Below are 13,810 nucleotides of genomic sequence, written 5' to 3'. Positions count from 1 at the left end.
GTCGGGCACGTACTTCACAGTGACAACGATCCTCAAACTCACTTGGTTTCTCCTACAAGGGCTTGTCATTCACAACTCATATGCGTGGTGGCTTCCGCCTCCTCGGCCTCAGCTTGCGCCGTTGACCCGCACGACAACCCGCCCCCGCACGCGTCCGGTGAGGAACTCGTCGAATGCCTTGGGAAGTTGATGGAAGTCGATGGTGCGCGTGATCTCGTCGAGGTGCCGCGGACGAAGGTCGTCGTTCATGCGCTGCCACAGCTGTCTGCGTAGCTGGTGGCTGAAGGAACCCGTGTTGACTCCCAGCAGGCTGATCCCACGCAGGATGAAAGGCAGTACGGAGGTGGACAGCTCGTGCCCACCCACGTTGCCGAAGGTGGCGATGCTGCCGTGCCGCTGGGTCGTCCGGATCAACCAGGTGAGGAGGTCACCGCCCACCGCGTCCACCGCACCTGCCCACCGGGCACTCTCCAGCGGGCGGACCCTCTCGGGAGCGGTGGGTCTTTCGACTACCTGGGCCGCACCCAGACGTCGGAGGTAGTCGTGCGCGTGCTCCTTGCCGGTTACGGCGGCGACGTCGTATCCCCGGCCGGCGAGCATGCTGACCGCGAGGCTGCCGGTCCCTCCGCTCGCTCCGGTGACGGCGACCGGCCCTTGGTCCGGCCGCAGCCCGTTGTGCTCGAGTCGGTGGATCGCCAGTGCGGCGGTGATACCGGCCGTACCGAGGGCCATGGACTCCCAGGCAGTCATCCCGTCCGGCAGCGGCACGGCCCAGTCCGCAGGTACGCGGACCCACTGGGAGTAGCCCCCGTCGTGTTCCTCGCCAAGCGCGAAGCCGGTCACCACGATCCGGTCGCCCTCGTGGAAGCGAGAATCCGTGGACTGGACGACCTCGCCCGCGACGTCGATCCCTCCGATCAGGGGGAAGGTGCGGACGACGTTCCCTGCTCCGGTTGCGGCAAGCGCGTCCTTGTAGTTCACGCTCGAGTACGACGTCCGGATCAGCAGCTCGCCGGCCCCTACGTCCGCTATCGGGACGTTCGCCCAGTCACCCCGTACTCGATGGCCGTCGGAAGTGATCCGGTAGGCCAGGCTGGTCTGGTTGCTCATCGTTCCCATCACCGGAAGGCTGCGTGGCCGGTGACGGTGCGGCCAATGACGAGCTGATGGACCTCGGACGTGCCCTCGTAGGTGAGGACGGATTCCAGGTTGTTGGCGTGTCGAAGCACTGGGTACTCCAGAGTGATGCCGTTGGCCGCCAGGATGGTGCGGCACTCACGCGCGATCGCCAGAGCCTCGCGCACATTGTTGAGCTTGCCGAGGCTGACCTGCTCGGGTCGCAGTAGACCAGTGTCCTTGAGCCGGCCGAGCTGCACCGCCAGCAGCATGCCCTTGCCCAGCTCCAGGGTCATGTCGGCGAGCTTGGCCTGGGTGAGCTGGTAGGCGGCCAGCGGCTTGTCGAAGATGTCCCGGTCGCGGGCATAGTCGATGGCGGTGTCCAGGCAGTCCCGCGCGGCGCCGAGAGCCCCGAACACGATTCCGTACCGTGCCTCGTTGAGACAGCTGAGCGGCCCGGAGAGTCCGCGGACGCCGGGCAGGACCGCATCACCCGGCAGCCGCACGTCCTCGAGGATGAGTTCGCTGGTGACCGAGGCCCGCAGCGACAGCTTCTTCTTGATCTCGGGTGCGGAGAAACCAGGTGTGTCGGTCGGGACCACGAATCCTCGTACCCCGTCGTCGGTCTGTGCCCACACGACCGCGACGTCGGCGACGGAGCCGTTGGTGATCCACATCTTGTTGCCGTTGAGCACCCAGTCGGTGCCGTCCCTGCGGGCGCGGGTCCGCATCCCCGCGGGGTTGGAGCCGAAGTCGGGTTCGGTCAGGCCGAAACAGCCGATCGCCTCGCCGGCGGCCATGCGCGGCAGCCACTCGGACTTCTGCTCCTCGCTGCCGTGCTTCCAGATCGCGTACATCGCCAGCGACCCCTGCACCGAGACCAGTGACCTCAGTCCGGAGTCGCCGGCCTCCAGCTCCATGCAGGCGAGTCCGTAGGCGGTGGCGGTGGTGCCGGCGCAGCCGTAGCCCTTCAGGTGCATGCCGAGCACGCCGAGGGAGCCGAGCTCCTTGGCCAGGTGGCGGGCGGGGATGGCTCCGGCGTCGAACCAGTCGGCGATATGCGGCTTGATGCGGTCCACGACGTATCTGCGGACGGTGTCGCGTATCGCGCGGTCGTCGTCATCGAGCAGCTCGTCGATGTCGAAGAGGCCCAGCGGGGTCTGCGGGGTCACAGTGGCCACGGGTGTTCCTTTCAGATGAAGGCGCTGATGCCGGTTTCGGCGCGGCCGATGAGGAGCTTCTGGATTTGGCTGGTGCCTTCGTAGAGGGTCATCACGCGGGCGTCGCGCATGTACTTCTGCACCGGGTACTCGTCGACGTAGCCGTACCCGCCGAATGCCTGGATGGCGGCGTTCGCCGCGCGTACGGCCGCCTCGCTCGCGTAGTACTTCGCCTTGGACGCGGCCACACCGAACGGCTCGCCCCGCTCGATCAGGTCGGCGGCCCGCCAGACGAGCATCCGCGCGGCGTCCGCCTCGACGGAGATGTCGGCGATCATGTCCTGGATCAACTGGAACGACGCGAGCGGCCTGCCGAACTGCCGGCGCTGCTGTGAGTACTGCACGACCGCCTCCAGGCAGCCCTGGATGATCCCGACGCAGCCGGCGCCGACGGACACGCGTCCCTTGTCAAGGGAGTGCATGGCGATCTTGAAGCCCTCGCCCTCCGCGCCGAGCCGCGCGGACTCGGGAACCCGGACGTCGGTCAGGAAGATCTCGGCGGTGGCCTGACCGCGCAGTCCGAGCTTGCCCTTGATCTCGCGCCGTTCGAATCCGGGGGTGCCCGTGGGGACCAGGAAGGCCGAGACGCCCTTGGGCCCGGGCCCCCCGGTGCGGGCGAAGACCAGGCACAGGTCGGCCCAGGTCCCGTTGGTGATGAAGATCTTCTGACCGTTCAGGACGTAGTCGCCGCCGTCGCGGACCGCCCGCGTGGCGAGGTTGCCGGCGTCCGAGCCCGTGTCCGGCTCGGTGAGCCCGAAGCAGGCGAGGATCTCACCGGTGGCGATCCCCGGCAGCCACCACTGCTTCTGCTCCTCGGTGCCGTGCGACAGGATCACCTTGCCGACCAGGCCCATGGACACCGACACGATGCCGCGGACCGAGGAGTCGGCCCGGCCGAGTTCCTCCATGCCGATGCAGTAGGTGATGTAGTCGCCGCCGAGGCCGCCGTACTCCTCGGGGATGGTCAGCCCGAAGAAGCCGATCTCGCCCAGCTTCGGGACGATGCCGACGTCGACGCTCTCCGCCCTGTCCCACTCCGCCCGGTGGGGTATGACCTCCTTGTCGAGGAACTCGCGCGCGAGTGCTCGGAAGTTCTTCTGGTCGTCGTTCAGCGCGATGTCCATGACGTTCCTTCGATCTTGTTGCCGTGCCGGTCGTACGCGTACCAGCCCTTGCCGGTCTTCCTGCCGAGCTCACCGCGCCCGACCAGCTCGGTAACGCTGCGGCTGGGCAGATCCCGTGGGTCGCCGCTCTCGTCGTAGCGCGCCTTCTTGGTGTGGTAGCCGATGTCGATGCCGGTGAGGTCCATCAGCTCGAACGGGCCCATGGGGTAGCCGAGTGCGGTGCGGCACACCGTGTCGATCGCTTCGACGGAGGCGATCTGGCCTTCCAGCAGGCGGATGGCCTCGTCCCGGACCGCATTGAGGATCCGGTTGGCGACGAACCCGGGGATCTCCTTGTCCAGGACCACCGGCTGCTTGCCGAGCCGCTCGGCGAGCGCGACGGTCGCCCGCACCGTCTCGTCGGAGGTCTGCGGGCCACGCACGATCTCGACGCACCGCATCACCATGGCGGGATTGAAGAAGTGCAGGTTGCAGACCTGGTCCGGCCTTCCGGTGGCGTCGGCGATCCGCGACGGCACGAAGCCCGACGAGTTGGTGGCGAGGATCGCGTGTGGCGGGGTGAGCCGGTCCAGCTCGGCGAACAGCTTCCGTTTGACGTCCAGTTGCTCCACCGCCGCCTCGATGACGAAGTCGGCCTTCGCCGCCGGGCCGATCAGGTCGGTGCCGAAGCTCAGCCGGGCGAAGGCGGCGTCGCGCTCGGCCTCGCCGAGGCGGCCCTTCCCCACGGCGTGGGCGGTCCGCTCCTCAAGTTCCGTACGGGCTCGGTCCAGGGCCGTCTCGGCGAGGTCGTACACGGCGGTCTCGAATCCGGCCAGGGCGCAGACCATGCCGATCTGGGCGCCCATGGTTCCCGCGCCGATGACGAGGATCCGGTCGATCGTCCCCATCGATTACCTCCCGCGGAAGACGGGGGGACGCTTGGCCAGGAAGGCTTCCGTCCCCTCGCGCTTGTCGTCGCTGGTGTAGAGCAGCGCCTGCGCCAGGCGCTCGACGACCAGCCCGGTACGCTGGTCGGCGTCCATGCCGGAGCGGATGACCAGCTTGGCCAGGCGCACCGCGAGCGGCCCCTTGCGCAGCACTTGGTCCGCCACCCGGCGAACCTCGTCCATGAGCGCCTCGGCGGGGACCACGGAGGTCACCAGCCCGATCGCGGACGCCTCGGCGGCGTCGACCATGCGGCCGGTGAGGATCATCTCGACAGCCCTGCCGGTGCCCACCAGGCGGGCCAGCCGCTGGGTCCCGCCGGCGCCGGGTAGCACGGACAGGTTCGTCTCCGGCAGCCCGAACCGTGCGGTGTCGGCGGCGATCCGGATGTCGCAGGCCATCGCGAGCTCGCAGCCGCCGCCGAGCGCGTAGCCGTTCACGGCGGCGATCGTCGGCTTCTCGAACGCCTCGATCTCGTCGTACAGCTTCTGCATGTCCGACTCGAGTGCGGTGTGCAAGGTGTAGTCCTTCAGCTGGGTGATGTCGGCCCCGGCGATGAAGGAGTGGTCACCGGCGCCGGTGAAGACGACCGCGCCGACGGTGTCGTCGTTGCGGAGGTCCGCGAGCGCGCGGCGCAGGTCGGCCTGCACCTGCCGGCTGACAGCGTTGCGAACCTCGGGCCGGTTGATGGTGACCACGGCGAGCCGGTCGGAGATGCCGACGAGGACCGTCTCTCCGACTCGATTGGTCTCTCCTGCTGTTGTCATCGGTCTCTCCACTCTCACGCGGCTTCGAGGAGCAGGGAGACGCCCTGCCCCACGCCGACGCACATGGTCACGACGGCACGGCGGGCCTGCCGGTCCGCGAGCTCGATGGCCGCGGTGAGGGCGAGGCGGGCCCCACTGGCGCCGAGCGGGTGCCCCAGCGCGATCGCGCCCCCGTTGGGGTTCACGTGCTCCGCGTCGTCGGGCAGCCCCAGGCCGCGCAGTACCGCCAATGCCTGGGAGGCGAAGGCCTCATTGAGCTCGAACAGGTCCACGTCCACGATCCCGAGGCCGGATCTGTCGAGCAGCTTGCGCGTGGCGGGCTCGGGACCTATGCCCATGACCCGCGGCTCCACCCCGACCGAGGCCGCCCCGGAGATCCGGGCCAGCGGTGTGAGTCCGTACCGCTCCACGGCCCGCTCCGAGGCGACCAGGACGGCTGCTGCACCGTCGTTGACGCCTGAGGAGTTGCCCGCGGTGACGCTGCCGTCCGGCACGATCGCCTTCAGGCGGGCAAGCGCTTCGAGTGAGGTCTGGCGCGGGTGCTCGTCCGTCTCGACCGGCGGTGCCTCGCCACGGCTGGAGGGCACCGGTACGGGCGTGATCTCACGCGCCAGCCGCCCGCGGGCGATAGCCGCGGCCGCCCTCTCCTGGGACCTCAGCGCGAACGCGTCCTGGTCCGCGCGGGAGATGCCGTAGGTGTCGGCGACGGTCTGGGCGGTCTCGGGCATCGAGTCCGTGCCGTATGCGGCGTGCATCCGTGGGTTGACGAACCGCCAGCCGATGGTGGTGTCGTGGATCTCGCCGGCGCGGGACCAGACGGTGGACGCCTTGGGCAGGACGAAGGGGGCGCGCGTCATGCTCTCCACCCCGCCGGCGACGACCAGGTCGGCCTCGCCGGCCCGCACGGACCGTGCCGCGACGGCCACGGAGTCGAGGCCGGAGGCGCACAGCCGGTTCACGGTGATGCCGGGTACCTCCACGGGGAGCCCCGCGAGCAGCCCTGCCATGCGTGCCACATTGCGATTGTCCTCGCCCGCCTGATTGGCGCACCCGAGGACGATGTCGTCGACGGCGTCCCAGTCGACGGAGCCGTGCTCCTTGACGAGGGCTTGGACGACGTGGGCGGCCAGTTCGTCGGTACGGACGGCGGCGAGGGCGCCACCGTACCGCCCGAACGGAGTGCGCGTTCCCGCCACGAGGTAGGCGGTGATCATGCATTCCTCCGGAAGCGGTCGCGGATCTGGAACTTCTGGATCTTGCCGCTCGGCGTTCTCGGGAACTCCGGGAGCACCACGAGCTTCTCGGGCCAGTACTGGCGAGCCACGCCCTTCTCCTTCAGGTACTGCTGCATTTCGTCGAACGTGAAGTCGCCGGCGCCGGGGTTGAGGACGACGCAGGCGCAGGCACGTTCCTGCAGGCGTGGGTCGGGCATTGCGACGACGGCGACGGAGTCGAGCTTGTCGTTCTCGTAGAGGACGTTCTCCACGTAGGCGACGGGGATGTTCTCGCCGCCGCGGATGATGACGTCCTTCACCCGCCCGGAGATCTTGAGGTAACCGTGCTCGTCGATGCTGGCCAGGTCACCGGTGTCGAACCACTCCCCGCTGAAGCTCTCGCGGGTCATCGCCGGCCTCTCGGCGTAGCCGACGAAGAGGAACGGCCCGGTCACCTGGAGGTGCCCATCGCGGTTCGGGGCGAGTTCGCCGCCCTCGGAGTCGACCACCCTGATGTGCATACCTGGCCACGGGTAGCCGTCGGTGTCGACGATCTTGTCCTCCGGGTCACCGGGGATGCCGAGTGTGACCAGCGCGTTCTCACTCTGGCCCCACCCGCCGAGCACCGCCATGTGCGGCAGCTTCTGCCGGGCCTCCCTGACGATGACCCGGGGAATGGGCGCCCCCATGCAGCAGAAGCGCTCCAGCGACGCCAGGTCGTGGTCGGCCAGGTTCGGCGCGCCCAGGAGGTCGTGCAGGAAGGGTGTCGCCCCGGAGGTATACGTGATCCGGTGCTTCTCCACGAGCTCGACGAAGACGCGTGCGTCCCAGGCTTCCTGGAGGACGCCGGTGGCCCCGTTCTGCACCGGCAGCCGGGCCCCGTACAGGAAGCCTGTCAGGTGGGCGAGGGTGGACCCCATGTGGATCACACTCGTGTCCGTGATCCCGAGCCGGGCGGGCAGTGGATCGTTCGCGGCGACCAGCGTGTTGTGGGTGTGCATCACGCCCTTCGGCTCGCCCGTGGTGCCTGAGGTGAAGATCAGGAGCGTCACCTCGTTCGGATCCGGCCGCAGGGCGGCGAGTCGTGAGCGGTCGGGCCCCTCCTCCCGCGCGGTGGCCATGAAGTCCGACCAGGGGAGGGCGCCGCAGCGTGGCTTGTCGCCCACGACGATCACGTGCTTGAGGTCCGGCCACTGCGGGCGGAGCCGTTCGATCATGGCCGGATAGTCGAAGCCCCGGAACTCATCGGGGACGATGACGACCTTGGACCGGGCCAGGCTCACCATGAAGCCGATCTCCCGCTCCCGGTAGATCGGGATCAGCGGGTTGCTGATCGCCCCGATCCGGCTCGCCGCGAAGTGGGTGACCACCCACTCGATCCGGTTCGGAAGCTGGAAGGAGACCACGTCTCCCGGCTCGACACCGAGTTGCAGGAGCCCCAGGGCGCACCGGTCGACCTCGTCTCTCAGTTCCCCGTAGGTGATCTGCCGATTCGAGTCGATGAACGCGGTCTTGCCGGGGGTCCGGGCGGCGGCCTCGTCGAGGAAGTCGGTGATGGTGCGGTCCCGCCACCACCCCTGCCGGGTGTGTCTGTCGATCTGATCCTGCGTCAGAGAGGTCTGGAAGGACATGAACCTGACCTCCGCGTCAGCTCATGGTGAGGCCGCCGCTGACGCTGACGGTCTGTCCGGTGATGTAGCCGGCCTCGTCGGAGGCGAGGAAGGCGACGGCGTTGGCCAGGTCTTCCGGCCGGCCGAGCCGCCGGAAGGGTATGGCCCGGGTCAGGGCCTCCCGGAGCTTGGGGTCGTCACCGCCGATGGAGGCGAAGAGCGCGGTGTCGGTGGGGCCGGGGCACACGCAGTTGACGTTGATCTGGTAGCGCGCCACCTCCCGCGCGATCGCCTTGGTGAACGCGATCACCCCGCCCTTTGCCGCGGAGTACACCGCTTCGCCGGAGGAGCCGACCCGGCCTGCGTCCGAGCCGAGGTTGACGACCGAGCCTGACTTCGCCTGGGCCATCAGCGGCAGTACGGACTTGCAGGTGTTGAGGACGCCGTAGAGGTTGATCTGCATCACCCGGTCCCAGTCGGCCGGGTCAGATTCGAGGAACGTGGAGGCCTTGTCCCAGCCGGCGTTGTTGACGAGCACGTCGACGCGGCCGAACTCACGGACCACCTCCTCGACCATGGCGTCGACCGACTCTCGCGAGGTGACGTCCGTTCGGATGCCGATCGCACCGTTCCCGAGGGCTTCGGCGATCTCCTTGGCGGTCACCTCGTTGATGTCGGTGACCACCACCGTCGCTCCCCCGGCGGCGAGCCGCTCCGCGATCGCCTTGCCGATGCCCTGTCCGGCACCCGTCACGATCGCGACCTTGCTGTCGAGCTGTCCCACGGATCTTTCCCCTTCTAGTGGTGGCTGAGCTGGGTTACGGCGCATAGGTACGGCCGAGCAGGTTCCGGGCGACGACGAGCTTGGAGACCTGAGCGGTCCCGTCCCCGATCTCGAGCCCGATGACGTCACGGAGCCGCTGCCCGAGCGGGCTCTCGGCCGAGTAGCCCAGGTGTCCGAACGTGAGCAGGCACTGATGGATCACCTCGGTTGACAGCTTCGGAGCCCAGAACTTGGCCATCGCCGCCTCGGTGCTGTGGTCGAGGCCGTGGTCCTTGCGCCAGAGGGCCTCGTAACAGACGTGCCGCGCACCGCGGAGGTAGGTGGCGTGGGCGGCCAACGGGAAGGACACTCCCTGGAACTTGCCGATCGGCTGGCCGAACGCCTCCCGGTCGCGCGCCCACTGGAGCGCTTCCTCGAGCGAGGCCTGGGCGGCGCCGAGGCAGGCGAGCCCGATGATGGCCCGGGAGTAGTCGAAGCCCTGCATGACGGAGACGAAGCCGCCGCCCTCGTCGCCGATCAGCTGGTCCCGGGAGACGGGCAGGCCGTCGAAGTGCAGTGAGGCACGGCCGATGGACCGGCTTCCGAGGTCGTCGAACGCGGAACGGGTGACGTACCGGTCGTCGAGGTCGACGTAGAACGCGCTGACACCGCGTGCGCCGCCCTGACCTGTGCGGGCCAGTACAAGACCCGTGTGGGCGTTCATCCCCAGCGTGATCGAGGTCTTCTCGCCGGTCAGCCGCCACCCGTCCCCGTCGGGCTCGGCACGCAGCTCCAGCTTCGCCGCGTCGGTGCCGTGCTCTGGCTCGGTGACGCACAGCGACGGGATGACCTCGCCGGCGGCGATCGGGGGCAGCCACCGCGCCTGCTGCGCCTCGGTGGCGTTGCGCACGAGGACGTCGCTGATGAGGGCGGTGTTGATGATGAGGTAGGTGGCGTTGAAGTCGGCGCGGCCCACCTCCTCGGCGGCGAGCCCGGCGACCAGCGCGGAGGCCTCCTCGCCTCCGTGGCGCTCCGGGATCCGCAGCCCGGTGAGGCCCATGCCGGCCATCTCCTTCGCCAGGGCCGGGCGCAGCCTCGCGGCCTTGTCGTCGGCCTGGTAGTGCGGGGCCAGCACCTTGGTGGCGAAGCGCCGCAGCTCCTGGCGGTACGACTCCTCGTACTCGTCGAACCGGAAGTCCACTGTCTGTTCCCTTCGGAGTGGTGCGGCGGCTCAGTGCCAGTTGACGTGACGGTTGAAGTCGGGGGTCCGCTTCTCGGCGAAGGCGGCGGCGCCCTCGAGGCCCTCGGGCGACGCGGTGAACAGATCGAGCGCCGACATCGCGAGATTGCTCAGGCCGGCCTGGTGGTCGGTGTCGGCGTTGAACGACTGCTTGAGGAAGCGGATCGCGGTGGGGCTCTTCGGGGTGAGCTCCGCCGCCCAGGCCCGGGCCTCGTCCATGAGCCGGTCGGCCGGCACGACAGCGTTCACCAGGCCCATCTCCAGGGCGGCCTGCGCGTCGTACATGCGGCACCAGAACCAGATCTCGCGCGCCTTCTTCTCGCCCACGATGCGCGAGAGGTAGGCGGAGCCGAAGCCCGCGTCGAAAGAGCCGACCTTGGGGCCGGCCTGCCCGAACCGGGCGGTCTCGCTGGCGATGGAGACGTCACAGAGAACCTGCAGGACGTGGCCGCCACCGACGGCGACGCCGTTCACGGCGGCGATGACCGGCTTGGGAATGTCACGGATCAGCTTGTGCAGGTTGCCGATCTCGAACATGCCGCTTTCGCTGGGTCCGTAGTCACCGGTCTCGGCGCGCTGCTTGACGTCGCCGCCGGTGCAGAACGCCTTGTCGCCGGCGCCGGTCAGGATCACGCACCGGACGTCCTTGTCGGCCCAGGCGAGCCGGAAGGCCCTGATCATCTCCTCGACCGTCCTGGCCCGGAAGGCGTTGTAGCGCTCGGGGCGCTCGATCGTGATGATCCCGGCGGGGCCGTCCACCACGTAGCTGATGTCCTCGAAATCCGACATACCAGTCCCCTCAGGATTGAAGTGAACCACCATTCACTGAATGCTCATTCATTGAATGGTGGTTCACTGGCTGCCGTCAAGGGGGTCGCGTTGACAACCTCAGGAAAAATGAACGATCATTCACCGCATCCGGAGGGAGGTGAGCCGTTGACCACTGAGGCGAGCCCGCGAGCACGCGGGGAGCAGGCACGTGAGGAGCGGGTGCGCCGACGCCGCCGGGAGATCCTTCAGGCGGCGGCCCGGCTGATGGAGGAGTCTGGATACCACGCGGTGTCGATGCAGGCCGTCGCCGAGCAGGCCGAGATCAGCGTCGGCCTCATCTACAAGTACTTCGGGAACAAGGAAGACCTGCTCCGCGCCGTGATCGTGGACATCCTCGAGGACTTCCAGGAACGGGTGCCCGCCGCGATCGAGGCGGCGGGCACGGACCCCGTCGAGCGGCTCTTCCGCGGGTTCCAGGAGTTCTGCCGCGTCATCGACGCCAAACTCGACGCCACCGTGCTCGCTTACCGGGAGAGTCAGACTCTCGACGTCGAGGGACGCAGGCAGCTCATGGAACTCGAGATCCAGACGGCGGCACCGATCAAGCAGGCCGTCGTCGACGGCATCGCCCAGGGCGTCTTCCGCGACGTCGACCCCGACCTCGTCACACACAACATCGCGCTCATCGCGCACGGCTGGGCGCTCAAGCACTGGAATCTCGCGGGCCGGTTCGACGTCGACCAGTACGTCGAGCGTGAGTTCAAGCTGCTGCTTGCCGCCATCCTCCAGGCGACGACTGCCTGAACCTGATCGAGACCGCGCGTCGCCGGCTCGGCTGCACGCGTCTCCGCGCTCCGGTGCGATGCCTCAAGCCCACCATCCGTCACGGATGGGGAACTGCCCTGTCCGCGCTGTGCCGGCGTCAATGCGGCATGTCGTCCAAGGCGGTTGAGATCCGTGTGATCTCGGGACGCTCGGCGACGAGGAGCGCCACGGTGCGGTCGGGCAGGTCGACTTCGGTGACGTGGCGGAATCCGCCGTTCTGGAACTCCTGAACGGCCACGGTGTCGTCCGCATCCGGTGCGGCCGTGATCCTTCGGCAGGCGGGATCCGCCGTGAAGAGGGCCGAGGCCAGCTCCGGCAGGAGGCTCGCGACCAGGCCCCGCTCGGCGGGCCCGCGGGAACCGGTGACGAGGTCGAGGACGAGGTCGTGGGATCCCACCGGGTAGCAGGTGCGCAGGACGTGATGAAGAACCCGGTGCAGTTCCAGATAGATCACCGGAACGTCGTCGCGGCTGACGATGCCGGGGCGCGTCGCCCGTCCGGCCGCCTTCGTGCGCAACTCGTGCTGGAGTCCCTCGCGAGACCTGGTGTCGCCGGAGGCGGAGAGCCATGCGTGGACACGGGCGAGATCGGTGACGGGGTCCGCCGGGCGCAGTGCCCAGCCGCCGCTGAGCGACGGCGTCGGGGGCGGTGGCACGGTTCCGGCCAGGGCGTTCATGGGTGCGACCCTTCGTCGGGCGGTCGGGAACGGGGCGGCGCTGCACCCGGGCCGGGTGGCCGCCGCGGCGTCAGTGGGCGGCTGTCGTGGTGTCGGTGCCGGTCCCGTGGGCGGGCTGTCGATCGATCCAGTCGCGCAGCTGGGCCTTGGCGAGCTTGCCGCTGGCGTTGCGGGGCAGCTCGTCGATGATGAGCACCTTGGTCGGGAGTTTGTACCGGGCGAGGTGGCGGCCGGCGAAATCCCGTACCTGCTCCAGGGTGAGTTCGGCCCCCTGCCGGCAGGTGAGGACGGCGAGCACGGTCTCGCCCCACTTGGGGTCGGGTACGCCGACGACGGCCACCTCGGTCACACCGGGGAGCTCCGCAAGGACGCGTTCCACCTCCGCCGGATAGACGTTCTCGCCACCACTGATGATCATTTCCTTGAGCCGGTCGACGACGTAGTAGAAGCCGTCCTTGTCGCGGTAGCCGATGTCCCCGGTGTGGAACCAGCCGGCGTCGTCGAAGGCCTCGCGGGTCGCGGCCGGGTTGTTCCAGTAGCCGGGGGTGACGTTGGGGCCCCGGACGCAGATCTCGCCGCGGACCTCGGGCTCGTCGATCTTCACACCGCTGCCCGGAGCGCAGAGGCACACCTCGGTGTACGGCATGGGGACGCCGGCCGAACCGGCCTTTTCCAGGGTCAGCGCCGGAGGCAGGTACGTGGCGAACGGGGCGGTCTCCGTCAGTCCCCACGCCTGCTGGAGGAACACTCCGTGCCGGGCGGCGTAGTCGCGGATCAGCTGCGGTGGCACGGGGGCGCCGGCGACGATGACGGCGCGCAGACCGCCGAGGTCCGCCTCGGCGAAGCCGGGGGTGCGAGCCAGGGCCGCGAACATCGCCGGCACGGCGAAGATGCCGGCGACACGGTGACGGACCAGGTCCTCCAGGCACTGCGCGGGGTCGAAGGTCCGGCGGATCACGACCGTGCCGCCCCGCAGGAGGGTGCGCAGCGTGAGGGCGTTGAGGCCGCCGATGTGGAACAGCGGTGCCACGGCCAGGTTGGTGTCGCCGGGGCGGGTGTCGACCACGCTGTCGACGTTGACGGCGTTCCACCAGAGGTTGCCGTGGGTGAGCATCACGCCCTTCGGCCGCCCCGTGGTCCCGGAGGTGTACATCAGAGCCGCGAGGTGGTCCTCGTGCAGTGCCACGGGATTCAGGTCCGGTCCGGCGTAGCCCACGAGTTCGGACAGCGGCGTCCAGACGGCCGTCACCGCCGCGGCGGCGGGACAGGCGGGGTCGGTGTCCACGAGCACGTGGTGGCGGGCGGGCACCTCGGTCAGGATCGACTCGACCAGCGCTCGGTGGCCTTCTTCGACGACCACGGTGTGCGCGCCGGAGTCGGCCAGGATGTGGCGGACCTCGTCGGTCGCGAGCCGGTGGTTCAGGGGCACGAAGATCGCCCCGAGGTGGGCGGCGGCGAGCAGGGTCTGGAACAGGGGCGCGCTGTTGAGGCCGAGGTAGGCGATCCGGTCGCCGCGGCGCAGGCCGCGGGCGGCCAGGCCCGCGGCCATTTCGCACACGG

General features: G+C 69.1%; 13 protein-coding genes. 1 reads left to right on the top strand and 12 read right to left on the bottom strand.

Annotated features, from left to right (window positions below):
* Positions 1 to 108: 108 nt before the first annotated feature.
* The 10 genes from BZY54_RS42335 to BZY54_RS42290 are packed head-to-tail and all read right to left on the bottom strand — an operon-like array spanning position 109 to position 10,767.
* A complete protein-coding gene (locus BZY54_RS42335) occupies positions 109 to 1,110 on the bottom strand; it encodes an acrylyl-CoA reductase family protein (RefSeq protein ID WP_086730691.1) in 1,002 nt (333 codons plus the stop codon).
* An 8-nt stretch (positions 1,111 to 1,118) separates the two neighbouring features.
* A complete protein-coding gene (locus BZY54_RS42330; RefSeq protein WP_208640933.1) occupies positions 1,119 to 2,297 on the bottom strand; it encodes an acyl-CoA dehydrogenase family protein in 1,179 nt (392 codons plus the stop codon).
* 11 nt (positions 2,298 to 2,308) lie between these two features.
* Positions 2,309 to 3,460 (bottom strand): acyl-CoA dehydrogenase family protein, encoded by a 1,152-nt coding sequence (locus BZY54_RS42325; RefSeq protein ID WP_086730690.1) that lies wholly within the window; start codon positions 3,458 to 3,460, stop codon positions 2,309 to 2,311.
* Entirely contained in the window at positions 3,445 to 4,347 is a 903-nt protein-coding gene (locus BZY54_RS42320) for a 3-hydroxyacyl-CoA dehydrogenase family protein (protein ID WP_086730689.1), read from the bottom strand. The genes BZY54_RS42325 and BZY54_RS42320 overlap by 16 nt, the downstream gene beginning before the upstream one ends.
* A 3-nt stretch (positions 4,348 to 4,350) precedes the next feature.
* On the bottom strand, positions 4,351 to 5,151 hold the full coding sequence (locus BZY54_RS42315) for an enoyl-CoA hydratase/isomerase family protein (protein WP_208640932.1): 801 nt from the start codon (positions 5,149 to 5,151) through the stop codon (positions 4,351 to 4,353).
* A gap of 14 nt (positions 5,152 to 5,165) precedes the next feature.
* On the bottom strand, positions 5,166 to 6,365 hold the full coding sequence (gene pcaF, locus BZY54_RS42310; RefSeq protein WP_086730687.1) for a 3-oxoadipyl-CoA thiolase: 1,200 nt from the start codon (positions 6,363 to 6,365) through the stop codon (positions 5,166 to 5,168).
* Positions 6,362 to 7,996: an AMP-binding protein gene (locus BZY54_RS42305; protein WP_086730686.1), complete on the bottom strand. Its 1,635-nt coding sequence runs from the start codon at positions 7,994 to 7,996 to the stop codon at positions 6,362 to 6,364. The genes pcaF and BZY54_RS42305 overlap by 4 nt, the downstream gene beginning before the upstream one ends.
* A gap of 16 nt (positions 7,997 to 8,012) precedes the next feature.
* Complete coding sequence (locus BZY54_RS42300; RefSeq protein WP_244217605.1) at positions 8,013 to 8,759, bottom strand: SDR family NAD(P)-dependent oxidoreductase; 747 nt, start codon at positions 8,757 to 8,759, stop codon at positions 8,013 to 8,015.
* 34 nt (positions 8,760 to 8,793) lie between these two features.
* Complete coding sequence (locus BZY54_RS42295; protein WP_086730684.1) at positions 8,794 to 9,939, bottom strand: acyl-CoA dehydrogenase family protein; 1,146 nt, start codon at positions 9,937 to 9,939, stop codon at positions 8,794 to 8,796.
* Between the two features lie 30 nt (positions 9,940 to 9,969).
* Positions 9,970 to 10,767 carry an enoyl-CoA hydratase-related protein gene (locus tag BZY54_RS42290; protein ID WP_086730683.1) on the bottom strand — a complete coding sequence of 266 codons (798 nt, stop codon included), beginning with the start codon at positions 10,765 to 10,767 and terminating at the stop codon, positions 9,970 to 9,972.
* A 147-nt stretch (positions 10,768 to 10,914) separates the two neighbouring features.
* On the opposite strand from BZY54_RS42290, the gene BZY54_RS42285 reads away from it, so the two are divergent.
* On the top strand, positions 10,915 to 11,553 hold the full coding sequence (locus BZY54_RS42285; protein ID WP_208640931.1) for a TetR/AcrR family transcriptional regulator: 639 nt from the start codon (positions 10,915 to 10,917) through the stop codon (positions 11,551 to 11,553).
* A gap of 118 nt (positions 11,554 to 11,671) precedes the next feature.
* Here BZY54_RS42285 and BZY54_RS42280 read toward each other — a convergent pair whose 3' ends face one another.
* Positions 11,672 to 12,250 (bottom strand): GNAT family N-acetyltransferase, encoded by a 579-nt coding sequence (locus tag BZY54_RS42280; RefSeq protein ID WP_086730681.1) that lies wholly within the window; start codon positions 12,248 to 12,250, stop codon positions 11,672 to 11,674.
* A gap of 70 nt (positions 12,251 to 12,320) precedes the next feature.
* Positions 12,321 to 13,810 (bottom strand): acyl-CoA synthetase (locus tag BZY54_RS42275; protein ID WP_107419964.1); only part of this gene is annotated, 1,490 nt, incomplete at its 5' end.

Source organism: Streptomyces carpinensis (assembly GCF_002154505.1).
GTDB lineage: Bacteria > Actinomycetota > Actinomycetes > Streptomycetales > Streptomycetaceae > Streptomyces > Streptomyces carpinensis.
The sequence above is the reverse complement of the archived record's forward strand: the minus strand, read 5'-3'. Positions and strand labels throughout refer to the sequence as shown.

Bases quoted from the DNA above. Each gene is read 5' to 3' on its own strand.
- BZY54_RS42335 (WP_086730691.1), bottom strand. From the start codon at position 1,110: ATGAGCAACCAGACCAGCCTGGCCTACCGGATCACTTCCGACGGCCAT.
- BZY54_RS42325 (WP_086730690.1), bottom strand. From the start codon at position 3,460: ATGGACATCGCGCTGAACGACGACCAGAAGAACTTCCGAGCACTCGCG.
- BZY54_RS42320 (WP_086730689.1), bottom strand. From the start codon at position 4,347: ATGGGGACGATCGACCGGATCCTCGTCATCGGCGCGGGAACCATGGGC.
- BZY54_RS42315 (WP_208640932.1), bottom strand. From the start codon at position 5,151: ATGACAACAGCAGGAGAGACCAATCGAGTCGGAGAGACGGTCCTCGTC.
- pcaF (WP_086730687.1), bottom strand. From the start codon at position 6,365: ATGATCACCGCCTACCTCGTGGCGGGAACGCGCACTCCGTTCGGGCGG.
- BZY54_RS42305 (WP_086730686.1), bottom strand. From the start codon at position 7,996: ATGTCCTTCCAGACCTCTCTGACGCAGGATCAGATCGACAGACACACC.
- BZY54_RS42290 (WP_086730683.1), bottom strand. From the start codon at position 10,767: ATGTCGGATTTCGAGGACATCAGCTACGTGGTGGACGGCCCCGCCGGG.
- BZY54_RS42280 (WP_086730681.1), bottom strand. From the start codon at position 12,250: ATGAACGCCCTGGCCGGAACCGTGCCACCGCCCCCGACGCCGTCGCTC.